The sequence below is a fragment of the Janibacter sp. CX7 genome (assembly GCF_024362365.1).
Taxonomy (GTDB): domain Bacteria; phylum Actinomycetota; class Actinomycetes; order Actinomycetales; family Dermatophilaceae; genus Janibacter.
This window is the reverse complement of sequence record NZ_CP101464.1, coordinates 3,047,970-3,067,586: the sequence shown is the minus strand read 5'-3', so window position 1 is coordinate 3,067,586 and position 19,617 is coordinate 3,047,970. Positions and strand designations below refer to the sequence as shown.

23 protein-coding genes and 1 riboswitch are annotated in these 19,617 nt (G+C 71.9%); of the genes, 12 read left to right on the top strand and 11 right to left on the bottom strand.

What is annotated here, in order from left to right:
- Positions 1 to 36 precede the first annotated feature (36 nt).
- The 3 genes from NMQ01_RS15125 to NMQ01_RS15115 are packed head-to-tail and all read left to right on the top strand — an operon-like array spanning position 37 to position 1,957.
- Positions 37 to 966, top strand: a complete 930-nt coding sequence (locus NMQ01_RS15125; RefSeq protein WP_255184723.1) for an alpha/beta hydrolase — start codon at positions 37 to 39, stop codon at positions 964 to 966.
- Positions 963 to 1,370, top strand: a complete 408-nt coding sequence (locus NMQ01_RS15120; protein ID WP_255184722.1) for a hypothetical protein — start codon at positions 963 to 965, stop codon at positions 1,368 to 1,370. Before NMQ01_RS15125 ends, NMQ01_RS15120 begins: the two co-directional genes overlap by 4 nt.
- Positions 1,367 to 1,957, top strand: coding sequence for a DUF998 domain-containing protein (locus NMQ01_RS15115; RefSeq protein WP_255184721.1), 591 nt, complete (start codon positions 1,367 to 1,369; stop codon positions 1,955 to 1,957). Before NMQ01_RS15120 ends, NMQ01_RS15115 begins: the two co-directional genes overlap by 4 nt.
- Here NMQ01_RS15115 and NMQ01_RS15110 read toward each other — a convergent pair.
- Entirely contained in the window at positions 1,954 to 2,895 is a 942-nt protein-coding gene (locus NMQ01_RS15110; RefSeq protein ID WP_255184720.1) for a LysR family transcriptional regulator, read from the bottom strand. The two genes, NMQ01_RS15115 and NMQ01_RS15110, sit on opposite strands and share 4 nt — an antisense overlap.
- Positions 2,896 to 3,070: 175 nt before the next feature.
- On the opposite strand from NMQ01_RS15110, the gene NMQ01_RS15105 reads away from it, so the two are divergent.
- Positions 3,071 to 4,276: a Glu/Leu/Phe/Val dehydrogenase dimerization domain-containing protein gene (locus NMQ01_RS15105; RefSeq protein ID WP_255184719.1), complete on the top strand. Its 1,206-nt coding sequence runs from the start codon at positions 3,071 to 3,073 to the stop codon at positions 4,274 to 4,276.
- Positions 4,277 to 4,442: 166 nt separating this feature from the next.
- Here NMQ01_RS15105 and NMQ01_RS15100 read toward each other — a convergent pair whose 3' ends face one another.
- The 3 genes from NMQ01_RS15100 to NMQ01_RS15090 are packed head-to-tail and all read right to left on the bottom strand — an operon-like array spanning position 4,443 to position 6,614.
- On the bottom strand, positions 4,443 to 5,120 hold the full coding sequence (locus NMQ01_RS15100; RefSeq protein WP_255184718.1) for a GntR family transcriptional regulator: 678 nt from the start codon (positions 5,118 to 5,120) through the stop codon (positions 4,443 to 4,445).
- A complete protein-coding gene (locus NMQ01_RS15095) occupies positions 5,107 to 5,871 on the bottom strand; it encodes a maleate cis-trans isomerase (RefSeq protein WP_255184717.1) in 765 nt (254 codons plus the stop codon). Before NMQ01_RS15095 ends, NMQ01_RS15100 begins: the two co-directional genes overlap by 14 nt.
- Positions 5,868 to 6,614 carry a hypothetical protein gene (locus NMQ01_RS15090; protein WP_255184716.1) on the bottom strand — a complete coding sequence of 249 codons (747 nt, stop codon included), beginning with the start codon at positions 6,612 to 6,614 and terminating at the stop codon, positions 5,868 to 5,870. The genes NMQ01_RS15095 and NMQ01_RS15090 overlap by 4 nt, the downstream gene beginning before the upstream one ends.
- Positions 6,615 to 6,685: 71 nt before the next feature.
- Here NMQ01_RS15090 and NMQ01_RS15085 point away from each other — a divergent pair, with 71 nt between their 5' ends.
- The 3 genes from NMQ01_RS15085 (at position 6,686) to NMQ01_RS15075 (ending at position 9,804) form a co-directional block, all read left to right on the top strand.
- Positions 6,686 to 7,675, top strand: coding sequence for a D-2-hydroxyacid dehydrogenase (locus NMQ01_RS15085; protein WP_255184715.1), 990 nt, complete (start codon positions 6,686 to 6,688; stop codon positions 7,673 to 7,675).
- Entirely contained in the window at positions 7,672 to 9,042 is a 1,371-nt protein-coding gene (locus NMQ01_RS15080; protein WP_255184714.1) for an amidase, read from the top strand. Before NMQ01_RS15085 ends, NMQ01_RS15080 begins: the two co-directional genes overlap by 4 nt.
- A gap of 138 nt (positions 9,043 to 9,180) precedes the next feature.
- Complete coding sequence (locus NMQ01_RS15075; protein ID WP_255184713.1) at positions 9,181 to 9,804, top strand: alpha/beta hydrolase; 624 nt, start codon at positions 9,181 to 9,183, stop codon at positions 9,802 to 9,804.
- A 93-nt stretch (positions 9,805 to 9,897) separates the two neighbouring features.
- On the opposite strand, the gene NMQ01_RS15070 is transcribed toward NMQ01_RS15075, so the two are convergent.
- Positions 9,898 to 10,392: a DUF3830 family protein gene (locus NMQ01_RS15070; RefSeq protein ID WP_255184712.1), complete on the bottom strand. Its 495-nt coding sequence runs from the start codon at positions 10,390 to 10,392 to the stop codon at positions 9,898 to 9,900.
- A 3-nt stretch (positions 10,393 to 10,395) separates the two neighbouring features.
- Positions 10,396 to 11,637: an aspartate aminotransferase family protein gene (locus NMQ01_RS15065; RefSeq protein WP_255184711.1), complete on the bottom strand. Its 1,242-nt coding sequence runs from the start codon at positions 11,635 to 11,637 to the stop codon at positions 10,396 to 10,398.
- 91 nt (positions 11,638 to 11,728) lie between these two features.
- On the opposite strand from NMQ01_RS15065, the gene NMQ01_RS15060 reads away from it, so the two are divergent.
- Positions 11,729 to 13,213: an NAD-dependent succinate-semialdehyde dehydrogenase gene (locus tag NMQ01_RS15060; protein ID WP_255184710.1), complete on the top strand. Its 1,485-nt coding sequence runs from the start codon at positions 11,729 to 11,731 to the stop codon at positions 13,211 to 13,213.
- Position 13,214: 1 nt separating this feature from the next.
- Here the strand turns inward: NMQ01_RS15060 and NMQ01_RS15055 are convergent, their stop codons facing one another.
- A complete protein-coding gene (locus NMQ01_RS15055; RefSeq protein WP_255184709.1) occupies positions 13,215 to 13,685 on the bottom strand; it encodes a VOC family protein in 471 nt (156 codons plus the stop codon).
- 9 nt (positions 13,686 to 13,694) lie between these two features.
- Positions 13,695 to 14,111, bottom strand: coding sequence for a helix-turn-helix transcriptional regulator (locus NMQ01_RS15050; protein ID WP_255186387.1), 417 nt, complete (start codon positions 14,109 to 14,111; stop codon positions 13,695 to 13,697).
- 35 nt (positions 14,112 to 14,146) lie between these two features.
- Here NMQ01_RS15050 and NMQ01_RS15045 point away from each other — a divergent pair, with 35 nt between their 5' ends.
- Entirely contained in the window at positions 14,147 to 14,479 is a 333-nt protein-coding gene (locus tag NMQ01_RS15045) for a DUF952 domain-containing protein (RefSeq protein WP_255184708.1), read from the top strand.
- Between the two features lie 14 nt (positions 14,480 to 14,493).
- Here the strand turns inward: NMQ01_RS15045 and ybaK are convergent, their stop codons facing one another.
- Genes ybaK through NMQ01_RS15030 form a run of 3 tightly spaced genes read right to left on the bottom strand, consistent with a single transcriptional unit; the run spans position 14,494 to position 17,159 of the window.
- Positions 14,494 to 15,003 (bottom strand): Cys-tRNA(Pro) deacylase, encoded by a 510-nt coding sequence (gene ybaK / locus NMQ01_RS15040; RefSeq protein WP_255184707.1) that lies wholly within the window; start codon positions 15,001 to 15,003, stop codon positions 14,494 to 14,496.
- Positions 15,004 to 15,015: 12 nt separating this feature from the next.
- Positions 15,016 to 16,476 carry a YdiU family protein gene (locus tag NMQ01_RS15035; protein ID WP_255184706.1) on the bottom strand — a complete coding sequence of 487 codons (1,461 nt, stop codon included), beginning with the start codon at positions 16,474 to 16,476 and terminating at the stop codon, positions 15,016 to 15,018.
- Positions 16,477 to 16,496: 20 nt separating this feature from the next.
- Positions 16,497 to 17,159: a hypothetical protein gene (locus NMQ01_RS15030; protein WP_255184705.1), complete on the bottom strand. Its 663-nt coding sequence runs from the start codon at positions 17,157 to 17,159 to the stop codon at positions 16,497 to 16,499.
- An 82-nt stretch (positions 17,160 to 17,241) separates the two neighbouring features.
- Between NMQ01_RS15030 and ppk2 the strand changes: the two genes are divergently transcribed.
- The 3 genes from ppk2 (at position 17,242) to NMQ01_RS15015 (ending at position 19,601) form a co-directional block, all read left to right on the top strand.
- Positions 17,242 to 18,132 (top strand): polyphosphate kinase 2, encoded by an 891-nt coding sequence (gene ppk2, locus NMQ01_RS15025; protein ID WP_255184704.1) that lies wholly within the window; start codon positions 17,242 to 17,244, stop codon positions 18,130 to 18,132.
- 120 nt (positions 18,133 to 18,252) lie between these two features.
- Positions 18,253 to 18,942 (top strand): YitT family protein, encoded by a 690-nt coding sequence (locus tag NMQ01_RS15020; RefSeq protein ID WP_255184703.1) that lies wholly within the window; start codon positions 18,253 to 18,255, stop codon positions 18,940 to 18,942.
- Positions 18,943 to 18,980: 38 nt separating this feature from the next.
- Positions 18,981 to 19,095: riboswitch (SAM riboswitch) on the top strand.
- A 32-nt stretch (positions 19,096 to 19,127) separates the two neighbouring features.
- Positions 19,128 to 19,601, top strand: coding sequence for an OsmC family protein (locus tag NMQ01_RS15015; RefSeq protein WP_255184702.1), 474 nt, complete (start codon positions 19,128 to 19,130; stop codon positions 19,599 to 19,601).
- The last annotated feature ends 16 nt before the right edge of the window (positions 19,602 to 19,617 follow it).

Below are 19,617 nucleotides of genomic sequence, written 5' to 3'. Positions count from 1 at the left end.
CATCGCCTGAGTCCACCCGTCGCTAGGGTGAGGCGCATGCGCGCCGACACGACGACCGTCACCTCCCCGCACGACGGGCTCGCCCTCTTCGTCCGCACCTGGCTGCCTGACGGCGAGGCGAAGGGGGTCGTGCAGCTGGCCCACGGCATGGCTGAGCACTCCGCGCGCTACGCGCGCTTCGCCCAGGCGCTCACCGACGCCGGCTACGCCGTGTGGATCCACGACCACCGGGGGCACGGCGAGACCTCGAGCCTGCCGGAGGAGCGGGGTTACTTCGCCGACGACCACGGCTGGGACGCCGCCGTCGACGACATGCACGCGGTCGCCGAGGCCGCCCTCGCGGCCCACCCCGGCCTGCCCCTCTTCTTCTTCGGCCACTCGATGGGCTCGCTGCTCGGCCGCGACTACGTCACCCGCTACGGGCACGACCTCGCGGGTGCCGTCTTCAGCGGGACCGCGAGCGACGCGGGCCTCCTCGGCCGGGTCGGCGAGGTCGTCGCCAAGGTCGAGTCCCGGGTGCGCGGTCGCCGCGCGACCTCGCGCCTGATGAACTCCCTGACCTTCGGCTCCTACAACAAGGCCTTCGCGCCCGCCGCCACCGACTTCGACTGGCTCTCGCGCGACCCCGCCGAGGTGCGGGCCTACATCGACGACGAGCGCTGCGGCGAGGTCTTCACCGCCGGCTTCTACGCCGACCTGCTCGGCGGGGTCAACTCCCTGCCCAAGATGGCGGCTCGCACCCCCGTCGACCTGCCGATCTTCGTCCTCTCCGGTGCCGCGGACCCCGTCGGTGGCGACGGCGTGCGCAAGGTCGCCGACTGGTACCGCGATGCCGGGGTTCGTGACGTCACCCTCGAGCTCTATCCCGAGGGTCGCCACGAGCTGCTCAACGACACCGTGCGTGATGAGGTCACCGAGCGCGTCATCGGCTGGCTCGACGAGCACCTGACGACGAAGGGGGCGTGACTCCCGTGACCGAGGGCAAGCGCGATGCACGCCAAGCCATCGAGGACCTCGAGCTCGACAAGCACCTCGCCCAGGCGGGTGCGGCTGCGGCGAAGCTCGCCCAGGACGCGGTGAGCGCGGCCGGCGGCTTCGTCGACGCGCACCGCGAGCAGGCGCACGAGTGGCTCGGCCACGCCGAGGGCGAGATCGACCGGGTGACCGGCGGCAAGGCCACCGACCTGCTGGGCAAGGTGCGCTCCGGCCTCGCGGCCGGCGTCGACCTCGTCGCCGACCAGCGGCCCGAGCCCGGCGCCGGTGCCGGTCCTGCGACCGGGCCTGCCGACGAGGCTGGTCCCGATGTGGCGGCTGCCGGCGAGGCCGGTCCCGGCGCACCGCCGGCGGACCCCCCTTCGTCCTCCGCGTGATCCGTCGCCGACTCGGGGGCCTGCTGCTCCTGCTGGCCGCGCTGTACTTCGCCGGAGAGGCGTGGGCGCTCGCGGGCTGGCAGGGGCGCCCCTACGACCTGACCGTCGACGCGATCAGCGCGCTGGGGGTGCCCTTCGAGATGCCCGACGGTGCGGTCTCGACCCGGCACGCGGTGATGAACGCGACCTTCATCGGTTCCGGCCTGCGGGCCCTGCTCGCGGGGTGGGTGCTGGCTCCCTTCGTCCCGCGGTGGCGGTGGCTCGTGCTCCCGCTCGTCGCCGTCTACTCCGCGGGGCTCGTCCTCGTCGGCCTCTCGCCCGCCGGCGCGACCGTGCACGGGGCCGGCGCGCTCCTGGCCATCGGCGGTGGGCTCGTCCTCCTCGCGGCCCTCACCGGCGCCCTGTGGCGCCACCGCGCGCTGGCCGCCTGGACCGCGGCGTGCACGGCGGTCTGCGCGCTCGGCTGGGTGCTCGCCCTGACCAATGCGGTCGGCTTCGGGACCGCGGAGAGGACGGCCGTCTACGCGGTCGTCGTCTGGCAGGTCGGCGCCGGTCTGGGCCTGCTCCTCGCCCGCGGTCGGGACTAGACCCCGGGGGCGAAGGGGGGAGCCGGCGGGCCAGCCGCCAGCCCCTGCTCGGCGGCCGCCGTGCGGACGGCCTCGACGAAGAGGTCGATGGACGGGCGCGGTGACGTCGTCGCCCGATGGGCGATGGAGACGGTCCGCAGCACCGGCTCGTCCAGCGGGATGACGTCGACGCCCGGCGGCAGCAGCGTCAGGCCGAGGTCGGAGACGAGGGTGACCCCGAGGCCACCGGCGATCATCGCCAGCGCGGTGAACTGCTCCTCGACCGTGTGCGCGATGCGCGGCTCGAAGCCGCGCTCGTGGCACCAGACCCGCACCGCCCGACCGAAGTGCGACCTCGGCCCGGCGAGGATCCACGGGAAGTCCGCGAGGTCGGTGAGCGCCACCGTCTCGCCGGTGATCGCCCCCTCGGGCACGGCGGCGTGCAGGCGCTCGACGGCGACGACCGTGCGCTGGAGCGCCGGGTCGGGGTCGATGGTGTGGCTGGAGTAGTCGATGACGAAGGACAGGTCGAGCAGGCCGTCACGCACGGCGTCGGCCGTCTCCTCGGGGGCGAGCTCGCTCGTGCGCACCTCGATGCCGGGGTGGTCGAGGTGCAGCGCCGACAGGGCGCGCGGCAGCAGACCGGAGGCGACCGACGCCCACACGCCGACGGTCAGGCGCGCGGTGATGCCCGCCTGCGCCGCCTCGATGGCCGCGGTGGCCCGCTCGACGGAGCCGAGAATCTCCTCGGCGTGGTCGGACAGGAGCAGGCCGAGCTCGGTGAGCTGGACCCGGCGGCCGTGTTTCTCGATGAGCTTGACCCCGACCTCGCGCTCGAGCTGGGCGAGCTGCTGCGAGACGCCCGACGGGCTGTAGTGCAGAGCCTGGGCGGCAGCGGTCACCGTGCCGCGCCGGTGGAGCTCGCGCAGCATCTGCAGACGTCGCAGGGACAGCTCCATCCGCCCACAGTAGGCCGCGGGCCGCTCGTGGCGGGGGAGGCGGCGACCGTGCAGCGTCGGTGCACGATCACGTGCACCTTCTGTAACTGGACGTGAAGCAGGTCACGCGCTGACGCTGGCCGTACGGCTCCCCACCGCAGCCGGACTGCTCCCCCCTTCGAGAGGTGGTCACGACGTGACGACGACCCACACGACCAACCCCGCCCACGACTTCGTCGACCGCGAGCCCGCGCACCAGATCACCTGGGTCGACCCGGTCACCGGTGCGCACGGCTACCTCGTCGTCCACACCCTCGTCGGCGGCATCGCCACCGGCGGCACCCGCATGCGGCCCGGCTGCACGATCAGCGAGGTCGGCGACCTGGCGCGTGGCATGGCCACCAAGACGGCGGCCTTCGGTTTGCCCGTCGGCGGGGCGAAGGGGGGCGTGGACTTCGACCCGAAGGACCCGCGGGCCTTCGGTGTCCTCACTCGATTCTTCTCCGAGATGCGGCCGTGGCTCGACGGCCGGTGGGTCACCGCCGAGGACCTCGGCGTGACGCAGCAGCTCATCGACGACGTCTTCGCCGAGGTGGGCCTCTCGCAGTCCTTCCACGCGGCGATCTCGCGCTCGCCGCAGCCCGAGGAGACGCTGGCGCGCGTGCAGGCCGGCCTCGAGGTGATGACCGACGACGGCTACCCGCTCGGTGACGTCATCGGCGGCTACGGCGTCGCGGAGGCCTGCCTGGGCGCGGCCGAGGGCTTCGGCTGGGCGATCCCGGAGACGACGATCGCGATCCAGGGCGTCGGCACGATGGGTGGCGGCGCGGCCTGGTACCTCCACGAGGCCGGGGCCCGGGTGACGGCACTCGCCGACGCGCGTGGCACGCTCGTCGACCCGGCGGGACTCGACGTGCCCGCCCTGCTCGACCTGCGCGACGAGTACGGCGAGATCGACCGGGCGCGGGTGCCGGCGCACGTGCAGCAGCTGCCGCGCGAGGCCATCGTCGGCATCGCGGCCGACATCTTCGTCCCGGCCGCCGTCTCCTACGCGATCCGTGAGGACAACGTCGACGCGGTCGCGGCCCGGGTCGTCGTCGAGGCCGCCAACGCTGCGACGACGTGGGGCGCCGAGGACGCGCTCGTTGCCCGCGGTGTCGTCGTCGTGCCCGACTTCATCGCCAATGCCGGTGCGGCCGCATGGGCGTGGTGGCTGCTGCAGGGCCAGGTCGGCTGCGACCCGCAGGACTCCTTCGACCGGCTCTCGGGGGAGATGCGCGCCAAGGTCGCCGTCCTCGCCGAGCGCTGGATCTGCGACCGGATCCCCATGCGGCAGAGCGGGTTTGCGCTCGCGTCGAGCAACCTGCACGCGCTGGAGGGCGCGCAGATCGTCATCCCCTGACGGCTGCCGCGACTCTGCATTGCCCAACGGCAATGCAGGGTCCGCCATCCGTAACCCTGCAAAACCCTAGGGTTTTGCAGAGTTCGCCACTCCAAACCCTCCAAAACCCTAGGGTTTTGCAGGGTTGGGAGGAGGCGAAGGGGGTCGAGCCGGCGGTCGCATTTCCTTAAGGTCGTGCGGCCTCGCGCTTGTCGACGAGGCGGCTGACGGCGTCGTCGAGGTGTGCCTGGAGGGCCGCCTTGGCCTTCGCCGGGCTGGCCTCGAGGATCGCCGTGCGCAGCTCCTCGTGCTCGTGCACCTGGGTCTCGAGGTCGCCATAGGTCGTGCGCAGCTCGCCGAGGCACATGCGGGTCTCGACGAGCAGGGTGCGCATCGCCCGGATGAGGCGCGGGCTGCCCGAGGCCTCGACGAGCACCTCGTGGAAGTGCTGGTCCGCGTCGGAGACGGCGGGACCATCCCCCTTCGCCGCGGCCCGACGCATCCGGCGCACGACGTCGTCGAGCTCGTCGGCGGTCTCCTCGCGACGGGCCTCGTCGAGGACGACCTCGAGGGCGCCGCGCTCGATGACCGAGCGGGTGCGGTAGACGTCGAGCACGTCGTCGAGCGTCAGCTCGGTGACGAAGACGCCGCGGTTGGTGATCGCGTGGAGCAGCCCCTCGGAGACCAGTCGCTGCATCGCCTCGCGCAGCGGGCCCCGCGAGACCTCGAAGCGCCGTGCCAGGTCGGCCTCGCCGAGCTGCTCGCCAGGCTCGAGACGCCCGGCCATGATGGCGTCGCGCAGCTCGTCGGCGATGTACTCGACCGTCGACCGGCGCGGGTTGGGGCTGAGCTCACTGACGGGCATGGACCTGCCTTTGCGTGGGGAGGCGTCGGGCGAAGAGGGCGCCGAGGTCCGGCGTCGTCGGCGTCGACCCCGCGAGCCGCAGCGCCTGCCAGATCGTCACCTGGTTGGCCGTGAGGACCGGCTTGCCGAGGCGGGCCTCGAGCTCGGGCACCACCGCGAGGGTACGCATCGCGGTGTCGGGGACGAGGAGCGTCTGCGCCTCGGGATGGTCGCGGGCGACGGCCAGCTCGACGACCTGCTCGGGGGTGAGGTGGCCGACCTCGGCGGCGGTGTCGATGCCGGCGCTGCCCATCGCGACGACCTCGACGCCGGCGGCCGCGAGGTAGTCGACGAAGAGGCGGGCCACGTCGTCGGGATAGCTCGCCGCCACGGCGACCCGGGTCAGGCCGAGGTGGGCGAGGGCGTCGACAAAGGCGGCGCTCGTGCTCGACGCGGGCACCCCTGCGGCAGAGGCGAGCTGGTTGATCTGGTCGCGCGCTCCCTCGGGCCCGTAGACGAAGCTGCCCGAGGTGCACGCCCACACGACCGACTGCGGTCGGTGCTCGGCCAGGCGCGCCGCGCCGTCGGCCAGGCGGTCGGGCCGCCCGAGGTCGAGCAGCTCCGGGACGGCGTGCAGGTCGGTGCCGTAGACGTGCACGACGGGCAGCTGCACGCCGAGCAGGTCTGCGGCCCAGGGGTACTCGTCCTCGGCGGCGTGGTCCGGGTAGATGATGCCCGCCGTCGTCGGCGCCGTCTGGGGTGGTGTGCTCATCGGCCGAAGGCCTCCCTCAACCAGCTCCCGGGCCCCATCATCGGCAGGCCCATCCGGGCCAGGCAGGCCCACACCGTCAGCTGGTTGGCGGTGAGGACCGGCTTGCCGAGCTCGCGCTCGAGCGGGTCGATGATGTCGTAGGTCGGCAGGTTGGTGCACGAGACGAAGATCGCCTCGGCCGCCGGGTCGTCGGCGGCCTCGACGAGCGCCGCGACGGTGCGGTAGTTGACCCGCCAGATGCCGCCGGCGAGACCGAGGTGCTGCTGGGTGACGACCTCGACGTCGAGCTCGCCGAGGAAGTCGACGAGCCGGTCGGTCAGCGGCTGGTCGTAGGGCGTGATGACCGAGATGCGTTGCAGCCCAAGGGTGGTCACCGCCTCCGCGAGAGCTCCGGAGGAGGTCAGCGCCTCGGGGGCGCCGGCCTCGCGGATCGCGTCGACGAGCGCGGTCTCGCCGTCACGACCGTGGATGAAGCTGCCTGAGCTGCACAGGTAGGCCACGACCTCGGGCTCGACCCCGAGCACGTCGCGTGTGGCGGCCTGCAGGGCACTCACCGACGAGACCCGCTGCGCCATCTCGAGGCTCACGGGCACCGGCTCGAAGGGGGTGCGCGCCAGGTGGAAGCTGACCTCCAACGGCGCCCACCGCCACAGCTCTCGCTCGAGGGCGAGGTCGAAGGGGGCGATGACCCCGATGCCGCGCTGGGCCAGCGGCCCGTCGAGCTCCGCGCCGGTCAGGACCACGTGCGGACCTCCCTTCGCACCGGGATTGCCAGATTGTTGACAATCTAGGAACCCGCTCATACGTTGTCAACATGTCTCGCCAGCCCGTCGTCGTCGTGCTCCACGACGGCGAGATGCCCAGTGAGAGCTCGATGGCCCCGGTCGTGGAGCGGGCGCGCGAGGTGCGCTACGCGACCGCGGCCGAGCTGCCCGAGGCGATCGTCGGTGCCGACGTCCTCTTCGCCTACGACTTCTTCTCCAGCGCGATCCCCGATGCCTGGCCCGCCGCCGACGCCCTCGAGTGGATCCACGTCGCCTCGACCGGCGTCGACGCGATCCTCTCGCCCGAGCTGCGGGCGAGTGACGTCGTGCTCACCAACTCGCGCGGCGTCTTCGACGAGGCGATCGCGGAGTACGTCCTCGGGCAGGTGCTGAGCTTTGCCAAGGACCTGCCGCGCTCGTGGGAGCTGCAGCAGGCGCGCCGCTGGGTGCACCGCGAGTCCGAGCGCGTCGCCGGCACGAGCGCCCTCGTCATCGGGACCGGCCAGATCGGCCGGGCGATCGCCCGGCTCCTGCGCGCGGCCGGCATCCGCGTCTCCGGCTCCGGTCGGCGGGCGCGCACCGACGACCCCGACTTCGGCACGGTCACGGCCCAGGATGACCTGCACGAGGCCCTCGCGGGTGCCGACTGGGTCGTGTGCATCGCCCCGCTCACCGAGGACACCCGCGGCATGCTCGACGCCGCCGCCTTCCGCGCGATGGCCGACCACGCCCGCCTGATCAACGTCGGCCGCGGCGAGTCGGTCGTCACCGACGACCTCGTCGCGGCGCTGCGCGAGGGGGCCATCGCCGGCGCCGCCCTCGACGTCCTCGACACCGAGCCGCTGCCCGCCGACCACCCCCTGTGGGACCTGCCCGACGTGCGCATCACCCCGCACAACTCGGGCGACTTCGTCGGGTGGCGTGACGCGCTCGTGCGCGTCTTCACCGACAACTTCGCCCGGTGGGTCGACGGGGAGCCGCTGCGCGACGTCGTCGACACCTCGCTGGGCTACGTACCGACCGACGGGAGCACCCGATGACCCCCACCGAGATGACCGCCGTCGAGCTCGTCGCCGCCTACGGCGCCAAGGAGCTCTCGCCCGTCGAGGCGACCGAGGCGGTCCTGGCCCGGATCGACGAGGTCGACGGCGAGATCAACGCGATGTGCCTCGTCGACCGGGACAGCGCCCTGGCGCAGGCCCGCGCGTCGGAGGCCCGGTGGCAGGCCGGCGCTCCCCAGGGGCTGCTCGACGGGGTGCCCACCTCGATGAAGGACATCTTCCTCACCAAGGGCTGGCCCACCCTTCGTGGCTCGAAGTCGATCGACCCCGACCAGGCCTGGGACGTCGACGCCCCCGTCACCGCGCGACTGCGCGAGGACGGCATGGTCTTCGTCGGCAAGAACACCACGCCCGAGATCGCGTGGAAGGGCGTCACCGACTCGCCCCTGACCGGCGTGACCCGCAACCCCCTCGACACCCGGATGACCGCTGGCGGGTCCTCCGGTGGCGCGGCCGCCATCGTCGCCGCCGGTATGGGCCCGGTCGCCGTGGGCACCGACGCCGGGGGCAGTATCCGCATCCCTGCGTCCTTCTGCGGGATCGTCGGGTTTAAGCCGACCCACGGGCGGGTGCCGATGTTCCCCGCCAGCCCCTTCGGGCCGCTCGCCCACGCCGGCCCGATGACGCGCACCGTCGAGGACGCGGCGCTGCTCATGGACATCATCTCGCTGCCCGACCACCGCGACCCGACGGCGCTCGCACCGCCGCGCGCGACCTTCCGCGGTGAGCTCGCCCGCGACCTCACCGGGCTGCACGTCGCCTACTCGCGAGACCTCGGGTGGGTCGACGTCGACCCGGAGGTCGCCGCGACCGTCGACGCCGCGGTGGCCAAGATCGACGCCGCCGGGTTGCACGTCACCGCGACCGACCCGGGCTTCGACGACCCCTTCGACGCCTTCGAGCTGCTGTGGGGCGCCAGCGCGGCGACGCTGCTGCGGACGATGCCGGGCGCCCGCGACACGATCGACCCCGAGCTCGGCCGGGCCTGGGACCTGGGCGAGTCGGTGAGCGGCGTCGACGTCTTCGAGGCGCGTGCCGTCGCCGCACGGCTCGGCATCACGATGGGTGCCTTCCACGAGGAGCACAACCTGCTCATCACGCCGACGATGCCGATCCCCGCCTTCGAGGCCGGCCACGACGTCCCCCCGGGCAGCGGCATGACGCACTGGGCCCAGTGGACGCCCTTCACCTATCCCTTCAACATGACCCAGCAGCCGGCAATCAGCATCCCGTGCGGCACGACCTCGGCCGGCCTGCCGGTCGGCCTGCAGATCATCGGTCCGCGGCACTCCGACGACCTCGTCCTGGCCGCGGCGCGCTGGATGGAGGGCGTGCTCACGGGCTGAGCCGGTCCGAGCGCGTTGGCGCGATCGGGTCCTCTCGTGGCTCTGCCGTTGCTCCGTACTGTGAGTCAGAACCACAGCACGGAGCAACGGCAGAGTCGGCGCCATCTGGTACGGCCCTACCGCGCATGGGAGGTGAGCATGTCGGAGCACGCGTACGTCGTCCGCGGCACCGACCCGGGCAGAGCCCCCTTGATGTTGCTGCACGGCTCAAACGGCCGCGAGACGGACCTGCTGGATCTGGCTCAGCGTGTGTCCCCAACCAGCACCCGGGTGGGACTGCGGGGGACGGTGACGATGTCACGTGGGTATGGCTTCTTCCGACGCCATGAGGATCGGCGGGTGGACGAGTCTGACCTGCGGGGGCGCGTGCCTGATCTGGCCGGATGCATCCGGGAGCTGGCCGTCGGTCTCGGTGACTCGCGACCGGTCGCAGTGGGATTCTCCAACGGCGCGATCATGGCGGCCGCACTGCTGATGTCGCACCCAAGTGCGCTCGGGGGAGCGGTGCTCTTCCGCCCCTTGGCCCCCTTCGAGCAACCGCCTCGGACGCAGTTGCAGGGAGTGCCTGTGCTGGTCCTCGACGGTGCCCACGACGAACGGCGATCGCCCGGTGATGGACGTCGCCTGGCGGGCGAACTGCGCGCGATGGGCGCTCGGGTCACGCACCAGGTGCTGCCGGTGGGCCATGCGATCACCCGGGATGACGAACGGATCGCGCGGCTCTGGCTGCGGGACCTACCGGGCGCAGGTGGAGGCGCGTGACCGGGAAGTCCCACGTGCCATGCGACATGACAGCAAGAGTTCCGAACCCTTGCGAAGGGGCAGGTGCTCATGTCGAGCGTGCTGGCGCGCAGGTCAGGCCCGCGCGAAGAGCAACCGCTCGCCGGCAAAGCCGTTGCGCCACAGGTCGTTGCAGGCATCGGCCATCTCGGACAGGCCCTCCTCGATCGCGCCGAAGACCGAGCCGGGGACCCAGCCCATGTCGCCGTTGATGAGCAGGTTGTTGCGGCCGTAGAAGATCGCCAGGTCGGTGGCTCCCTGCTCGGCATGAGCGGTTGACCCCGGCTCGTACCCGTAGGCGGGGTTGCCGATCTCCCACGGCTCGAAGTCGAAGAGGCACACGTCCCCAGGGATGGGGGTGACGGTGGGGTTCTCCCGGTGGGGTGCCGCGGTGATCCGCGGGACGAGGGTGTAGACCTCGTTGCGCGCGTACTTCGCGTGGAAGGCGTCACCGCCCGCGGGCAGCGCATCCCACACCGCGGCGCAGGTCAGGGGCGCCTCGTCGTCGAGCAGCCGCGCCCGGCACACCACGCCGCGCGACTCGAGGGCGATCGTGATGTACCGGGCCATGGCTCAGACCTCCGCCAGGACCTTGCCCCAGATCTCCAGGGCCTCGTCGATCTGCTCGGCGGTGACGACGAGCGGCGGGATCATCCGCACGACGTTCATGTGCGCACCGCAGGTGAGCAGGAGCAGGCCCTTCTTCGCGGCCAGCTGCTGGGCCGCCTGGGCGCGGGCGGTGTCGGGCGTGCCGTCGGCGGCGGTGAACTCGCTGCCGACGAGCAGGCCGAGGCCTCGCACGTCGCCGATCCCGTCGACGGCGGCGGCCTTCGCGCCCTCGAGCAGCTGGGTCCCGCGCTCGGCGGAGTTGGCGACCAGGCCCTCCTCCTCGATGACCTCGAGGGTGGCGACGGCCGCGGCGCAGGCGACGGCGTTGCCGCCGTAGGTGCCGCCCTGCGAGCCCGGCCACGCCTTGCTCATCAGCTCCTCGCTCGCGGCGATGCCGGAGATGGGGAAGCCGGAGGCGATCCCCTTCGCCAGCGTGATGATGTCCGGCTTCACGTCGAAGTGCTCGTGGCCGAACATCTTGCCGGTGCGGCCGAAGCCGGTCTGGACCTCGTCCATGACGAGGAGGATCCCGTGCCTGTCGGCCCGCTCGCGCAGACCCTGGAAGAAGGCGGTGTTGCCGGGGATGTACCCCCCTTCGCCGAGGACCGGCTCGACGATGAAGGCGGCGGTCTCCTGGGGCGAGGTGAGCGTCGCGAGGATGTAGTCGAGCTCCTTGAGGGCGAAGGCGGTGGCCTCCTCCTCGCTCCAGCCGTAGCGGTAGGCGGTGGGGAAGGGGGCGACGTGCACCCCGCCCATGAGCGGGCTGAAGCCGGCCGAGAAGCGGGTGCCGGAGGTCGTCATCGTCGCCGTCGCGACGGTGCGGCCGTGGAAGCCGCCGTGGAAGACGATGACATTGGGCCGGCCGGTCGCCTGGCGGGAGAGGCGCAGGGAGGCCTCGAGCGCCTCGCTGCCGGAGTTGGCGAAGAAGAGGCTGTCGAGGTGCGAAGGGAGCACACCCTGCAGCTTGTCGACGAGGGCGAGCAGCGGCTGGTGCATGACCGTCGTGTACTGGCCGTGGATGAGCTTGCCGACCTGCTCCTGCGCGGCGGCGACGACCTTGGGGTGGCAGTGCCCGGTGCTCACGACACCGATGCCGGCGGTGAAGTCGAGGTGGCGGTTGCCGTCGACGTCGAAGATCTCCGTGCCGAGTGCGTGGTCGATCGTCACGGGGGTGGCCTGCTTGAGCAGGGGGGACAGCGCTGTCATCGGGACCTCCGAAGTCGGGGTTGTTCGTCTGATTGTTGACAATACGTCTACGGTTGGGGAGACGGCAAGGACGCTGACGAAGGAGCCTTCCATGACGACCACGGACACGCCAGAGGTCACCCGCGAGCAGGAGCGCGAGGCCATCGCCTCGGTGCCCACCGGTCTCTTCATCGGGGGCGAGTGGCGCACGACCCGCGCGACGATGCCGGTCGACGACCCGTCGACCGGCGAGCACCTCGTCGAGGTCGCCGACGCCGACCCCGACGAGGCCGCCGCGGCCCTCGACGCCGCCGTCGCGGCGCAGACGGAGTGGGCGCAGGTGCCGCCCCGCGAGCGCAGCGAGATCCTCACCCGCGCCCGTGAGCTCATGCTCGCCGACGTCGACCGGCTCGCCCTGATCATGACCCTCGAGATGGGCAAGCCCCTGGCCGAGGCGAAGGGGGAGGTGGCCTACGCCGCCGAGTTCTTCCGCTGGTTCGCGGAGGAGGCCGTGCGCATCGACGGCGGCTTCATGACCGCGCCGGCGGGCGGCTCGCGCTTCCTCGTCGCCAAGCAGCCGGTCGGCCCGTGCATCCTCATCACCCCGTGGAACTTCCCCATGGCGATGGGCACCCGCAAGATCGGGCCGGCGATCGCCGCCGGGTGCACGTCGGTCATCAAGCCCGCCGCCGAGACCCCGCTGTCGACCCTCGCGCTCGCCGACATCCTCGTGCAGGCGGGCCTGCCCGCGGGCGTGGTCAACGTCGTGACGACGAGCAAGAGCGACGACGTCATGCGCCCGATGATCCTCGACCCACGCTCGCGCAAGATCTCCTTCACCGGGTCGACGCCGGTCGGCAAGCACCTGCTCGAGCTCGCCGCGAAGACCGTCATGCGCACGTCGATGGAACTCGGGGGCAATGCGCCCTTCCTCGTCTTCGACGACGCCGACCTCGACGTCGCCGTCGAGGGGGCCATGGCGGCGAAGATGCGCAACATCGGCCAGGCCTGCACCGCAGCCAACCGGATCCTCGTGCAGCGTCCGGTCGCCGAGGAGTTCGCCCGTCGCCTGGGGGAGCGGATGGGTGCCTTGCCGATGGGCCGCGGTGTCGAGGACGGCGTGGTCGTCGGCCCGCTCGTCAACCAGAAGGCGGTCGACAAGGTCGACGAGCTCGTCCGCGATGCGCTCGACCGCGGGGCGACCGCGCAGCTCGGCGGCGCCCCCGCGGACCGTGACGGCTACTTCTACCCGGCGACCGTGCTCACCGGCGTGCCGGCGGAGGCCGAGATGGGCAGCGCCGAGATCTTCGGCCCGGTCGCGGCGATCACCGAGTTCGACACCGAGGAGGAGGCAATCGCGCTGGCCAACGACACCCCCTTCGGCCTGATCTCCTATGTCTTCACCCAGGGCCTCGACCGCGGGCTGCGGGTGAGCGAGGCACTCGAGGCCGGCATGGTCGGCCTCAACCAGGGCGTCGTCTCCAACCCGGCCGCCCCCTTCGGCGGGATCAAGGAGTCCGGCGTCGGCCGCGAGGGCGGCTTCACCGGCATCGACGAGTTCCTCGAGACGAAGTACATCGGCGTGCGAATGGCCTGACTCAGGCCCGCAGGTCGGTCGCGCTCTCCCCGTGCTCGGCGAAGTCCTCGGCGGTCACCGGGCCCTCCGCGGGCTGGGTGATCCGCACGGGGTTGCCGAAGGGGTCCCGCAGCGCACAGTCGATGCCGTAGGGGCGCTCGGTCGGCTCCTCGGTGAACTCCACCCCCTTCGCCCGCAGGTCCTCGTAGGTGGCCCGGCAGTCGTCGGTCGTGAGGATCGCGGCGGCGCCGAGCGCACCCTTGGTGAGCAGGTCCCGCAGCTGGGCCGCGGTCTCCTCGTCGGCGAAGGGGGCACCCGGCACCTCGAGCATGATCTGCCGGTCGGGCTGGGCGGGCACCGCGATGGTGAGCCAGCGCATGAAGCCCAGGTCGACGTCGGCGCTCACCTCGAAGCCGAGCTTGCCGCAGTAGAAGTCGAGGGCCTCGTCCTGGTCGAGGACGTAGACGGAGTGGTGGCTGATTCCTGTGAGCATGGCTCCAACCTAGGGAGCCGGCGGCGGGGGCGCTTCTCCGAAACTGCTCGGTCTCGTCCACCGCGACACGACGCACCCCGGGGCGGCGATCGGCGCCTCGTCGCGGAAGTCGCTCGGCGTGCGCCCGGTGACCCGACGGAAGGTCCGGCTGAAGGTCCCGAGGCTGTCGTAGCCCACCGCGAGCGCCACCTCGGTGACGCTGCGGTCGTGGTCGCGCAGCAGGGTCATCGCCCGCTCGATCCGCCGCCGCTGCAGGTAGCGGTGCGGCGTCTCGCCGAAGGTCGCCGCGAACTGCCGGGAGAAGTGCGCCGGCGACATCAGTGCCACCCGGGCGAGCGAAGGGATGTCCAGCTCGCTCGCGTAGTCGCGGTCCATGGCGTCCCGTGCCCGCAGCAGGCGGCGGTTCTGGTCCTCCCGAGGCGTCATGGTCATGGGGTCACCGCTAGAGGCACCATGGACCCATGACCCTCCAGCACATCGCCCTCGAGTCCGACTGGCAGGCGGCGCAGTCCGCCGGCAGCTACCCCGTGTCCACGCGCGGGCGGACGATCACCGAGGAGGGCTTCATGCACTGCAGCGGGTCGCCGGAGCAGCTGCAGGGAGTCCTCGGTCGCTTCTACGCCGACGTCACCGAGCCGCTCCTGCTCCTGACGATCGACGAGGCCTCGCTCGTCGGGCACGGCCTCGACGTGCGCTACGAGCCGGCGGTCCTCGGCGGCGACGAGCTCTTCCCGCACGTCTACGGCGGGGACCTGCCGGTCGGGTGCGTCAGCCGGGTGGACCGCCTGCGCTGACCGACGAAGGGGGATTATCCCCCCTTCGCGATGGCGGCCGTGATCGCCCCGGTGACGTCGACGAGGTCACCGGGCGCGAGCTCGAGGTCGAGGCCGCGACGGCCACCGCTGACGAGGACGGTGGCGTGGGCCAAGGCGGAGTCGTCGACCACCGTTGCCAGAGAGCGCTTCTGGCCGATCGGGCTGATCCCACCCACGACATAGCCGGTCGTCTTCTCGGCGAGCGCGGGGTCGGCCATCGTCGCCTTCTTCGCGCCGACGGCCGCGGCGAGCGCCTTGAGGTCGAGCTGCCCGGTCACCGGCACGATGCCGACGACGAGGCCGTGGTCGCGAGGCAGGTCGGTCTGCGCGAGCAGGGTCTTGAAGACCCTGCCGGGCTCGACCCCGAGCGCCTCGGCGGCCTCGAGGCCGTAGGACTCGGCGCGCGGGTCGTGCTCGTAGACACGCTCGGTGAACTCCACGCCCGCCGCCGACAGCGCCTTCGTCGCCGGGGTCGCGCCCGCTCCCTTGGTCCGCTTGCCCATGCGGCCAGTCTGCTAGGTCCCGCAGTAGGTGACGTAGCCCCGGGTGAAGCCGGGGTCGGCCGGCTCGGTGTAGCGCTCCCGTCCCGGCTGCTCGACGAAGGGGGACCGGAGCACCTCGAGCAGCTCCTCGAAGGGAGCGAGGTTACCGGCGTGTGCCGCGGCGAGGGCCTCCTCGACGAGGTGGTTGCGGGGGATGTGGACCGGGTTGGTCTCGTCCATGACCTGCGCACTCGCCGCTCGGTCCTTGCCCTCGCCCTGCAGGCGCTCCAGCCACCGGTCCCGCCAGGCCTGCCAGCGCGGCACGTCGCGGACGCGGTCGAGCGTCGGTGTCGGCTCGTCGCGCAGCACCCGGGCGAGGTCGCGGAAGAGGCCGGTGAAGTCGAGCGACTCGTCCTCGGCGATCCGCAGCAGGTCCTCGACGAGCGCGTCGTCCCCGGCGACGACGCGGACGAGGCCGAGCTTGATGCGGAAGTTGTCGAGCACGTGCTGCTCGTAGGCCGGGGTGAAGGCCTCGAGCCGCTCCTCGGCCTGGGTCACGAGGTCGTCGGCCTCGCCGTCGGCGAGCGGGATGAGGCACTCGGCCAGCCGGGCCAGGCCCCACATCGCCATCGTCGGCTGCGCGGAGTAGCGGTAGCGGCCCCCGGTGTCGACGCTGCTGAAGAAGGTCTGCGGCTCGTAGGCGTCGAGGAAGGCGCACGGGCCGTAGTCGATCGTCTCGCCGGAGAGGGTCATGTTGTCGGTGTTCATCACCCCGTGGATGAACCCGAGGGACATCCACTGCGCGACGAGCTGCGCCTGCCGCTCGACGACCGCGGACAGCAGGGCCATCGGGTCCTGCGGCGGCACCTCGGGGTGGTGCCGGGCGCGGACGTGCTCGGCGACGGTGGCGAGCTGCTCGCGGCTGCCGCGGGTCGCGACGAGGACGAGCGTGCCGATGCGCAGGTGCGAGGCGGCGACCCGGGTGAGGACGGCGCCCGGCAGCGGTCGTTCGCGCAGCACGGGCTCGCCGGTCGCGACGGCGGCGAGTGCTCGGGTCGTCGGGACGCCGACCGCGTGCATGAACTCGGAGACGAGGAACTCCCGCAGCACCGGGCCCATGACCGCGCGACCGTCGCCGCCACGGGAGAAGGGGGTGCGTCCGGACCCCTTGAGCGCGATGTCACGGCGTCGGCCACGGCTGTCGACGACCTCGCCGAGCAGGTGCGCGCGCCCGTCACCGAGCATCGGGGAGAGGTGGCCGAACTGGTGGCCGGCGTAGGCCTGGGCGATCGGCTCGCAGCCATCGGCGACGGCATTGCCCGCGAGGACCGCCACCCCGTCGGGCGAGCGCAGGGCGGCCGGGTCGAGGCCGAGCTCGACGGCGAGGTCGTCGTTGAGCGCGAGCAGCTCGGGGGAGCGCACGGGGACCGGGTCGACCCGCACCCCGAGCCAGCCGAGGTCGCGGACGAAGGTGTTGTCGCAGGGCCACCTCATGCCCCCACCATCGCAGACGCTCACGCGTGCTCTGCCGTGTAGCTCAGCTTGAGCTGCCCCTTCTTGGTGCGCACGCGGGTGATCCGGATGTCGGTGAGGTCGGCGGTCGTGCGCACGTGGGTGCCACCGCACGGGTCGGTCTGCAGGCCCTCGATCGTCACCCGGCGGACCCCGTCGGCGTCGACCTCGGCGCTGTAGGGCAGTGCGGCCGCCACGTGCTCGCGGGCCCGGCCGAGGACCGTCTCGATCAGCGCGGCCTTCGCCTCCTCGCCGTCGGGCAGGGTGCCCCCGTCGACGTCGTAGAGCAGGAAGGCCTGGCCCGGCGCATGGCTCAGGCCCACGTTGACGAAGCCGAGCGGCACGACGCACGCGTCGAGCAGGTGCCCGGCGGAGTGGAGCGCCGCGTGCTGTCGACGCACCTGCGGGTCGATCGCGACGTGCACGGTCTCGCCGACGGCGGGGAGTGCGCCCTCCGGGTGCAACCAGACCGTCGTCTCGCCCTTGCTGACCGAGGCCGGGCCACCGTCGACGGTGACGGCGTCGTCGGGCTGGCCGCCCCCCTTCGGGTGGACGATGCCGTCACGCACCGCGACGCCGGGCGCGGGCTCGTCGCACACCGCGACGACCTCGGTGTCGACCTCGTAGAGGTGGGTGTCGTCCCAATATGCGCGGCGCTGCTCCATGACGGCATTGAAGCAGCCGCACCCGCTCCGCCCTTCGCGTGTCGTCCACCTCCCGGCAACCTCACCTTGGTATCCATCTCGCATGCAGCAGAACCTCCGCGAGTACATCGACCGGCTCATGGTCGAGGGCTACACCGTGCGTGACGACCAGGGCGACGACCCGATGCTCATCGCCCCCGACGGCAAGGCCGTCGAGACCTGGCGGGAGAACTACCCGTACGACGCGCTCATGGAGCGTGAGGAGTACGACGTCCAGAAGTACCTGCTGCAGATCGAGCTGCTGAAGTTCCAGTACTGGGCGCAGGACACGGGGCGCAAGTTCGTCATCCTCTTCGAGGGGCGCGATGCCGCGGGCAAGGGCGGGACGATCAAGCGCTTCACCGAGCACCTCAACCCGCGAGGTGCCCGCGTCGTCGCCCTGACCAAGCCGAGCGACCGCGAGCTCGGGCAGTGGTACTTCCAGCGCTACCTCCAGCACCTGCCGACGAGCGGCGAGATCGTCATGTTCGACCGCTCCTGGTACAACCGCGCCGGGGTCGAGCGGGTCATGGGCTTCTGTACCGACGAGCAGTACGAGGGCTTCATGGACCAGGCGCCCAAGATCGAGCGGATGCTCGCCGACGCCGGGGTGCACGTCACCAAGCTGTGGTTCTCGGTGACCCAGCAGGAGCAGCGCACCCGCTTCGCCATCCGCCAGATCGACCCGGTGCGCCGGTGGAAGCTCTCCCCGATGGACCTCGAGAGCCTCGACAAGTGGGAGGCCTACACGCAGGCCAAGGAGGAGATGTTCCGGCGCACCGACACCCGCCACGCGCCGTGGACGGTCATCAAGTCCAACGACAAGAAGCGGGGTCGGATCAACGCGATCCGGTTCTTCCTCAACCAGTTCGACTACGAGGGCAAGGACCCTCAGGTCGTCTTCACGCCGGACCGCAAGGTCGTCTCCCGAGGCCGCAAGACCGAGGGCGACTGACGCCTCCCTCGCCCTCGGTCCCCGGGCAGGTCCCACGCTCCGCGTGGACGGGCGACCGTGGCCGTCTCGTAGGGCCGAACCGGGTCGACATCGTCGACCGCCCGGGTGCAGGGTGACCTCGTGACCCACGACCCCGTCCCGACCCGCGCCCCGCGCGGCCGGGCCCTCGCTGACATCGGCCCGATCGAGCAGCTGCGCGCCGGCCGCCTCGGTGTCCGCCTGCCGCTCCTGCTCGCCGGGCTCTTCCTCTACGGCGCATCCATGGCGATGGTCCTGCGCGCGACCCTCGGCCAGATCCCGTGGGACGTGCTGCACGTCGGCGTCTCGCACCACATCCCGCTGAGCTTCGGCACGATCGTCATCGGCGTCTCGCTTCTCGTGCTGCTCGGGTGGATCCCGTTGCGGCAGAAGCCCGGTCTGGGGACGATCGGCAACGCCTTGCTCATCGGGCCGTCCGCCGACCTCGTGCTGTCGGTCCTCGACGAGCCGACCGGCATGGTCTGGCGCATCGCCCTGCTCCTCGGGGGGGTGGTGCTCAACGGCGTCGCGACCGGCATGTACATCGGCTCGCAGTTCGGCCCCGGCCCGCGCGACGGGTTGATGACCGGCCTGGCCCGCATCACTGGTGGCTCGATCCGACTCGTGCGCACCGGCATCGAGGTCGCCGTCGTCGCCGTCGGCTGGCTGCTCGGCGGCACCGTCGGCGTCGGCACGGTGCTCTACGCGGTGGCCATCGGCCCGCTGGCCCAGCTCTTCCTGCCGCTCTTCACCGTCGACCTGAAGCGCCCCGTCCCACCCATCGATATATAACTGGACATTATGGATTGACTCATGTCACGTTATGGGTAGGTCATGAGTCCCAGCGCGAAGCCCCGGCTGGCTGGGCGGCAACCCTCCTCCCTTCGGTGGGGTGCCCCGGGTGAGGACCTGGGCTCGGTCGACCGACCGGGCCAAGCGAGGGGCGTCGCCGCCCCGTGACCCACACAAGAGCACGCATGTCCGCCACCGCCACCGCCTCGACCATCCTCACCTCGAGCGTGCAGGGCCGCCTCGTCACCGGGACCGAGGTCGCGATCACCGCCCGCCAGCACGAGTTCACCATCGACGAGCCGCAGAGCCTCGGCGGCGCCGACAGGGGCGCCAACCCCATCGAGCACCTGCTCGCGGCCCTCGCCTCGTGCACCGTCATCAGCTACCAGGTCTGGGCCGGCAAGCTCGGCATCGCGGTCGACTCCGTCGACGTCGACCTCGAGGGCACGATCGACCTCGCCGGGTTCTTCGGCACCGACGAGGCCGTGCGCCCCGGCTTCCAGGGGATCGAGCTGGGCATCCGGGTCGCCGGCCCGGCAAGCGAGGCGGACTACCGCCGCCTCGAGCAGGCCGTCGCCGAGCACTGCCCCGTCCTCGACAACCTGACGCAGGGCGTGCCGGTCACGACAACCCTCGAGGTCGCCACTGCCGCCGCCTGACGTCGGTTGCTACGCT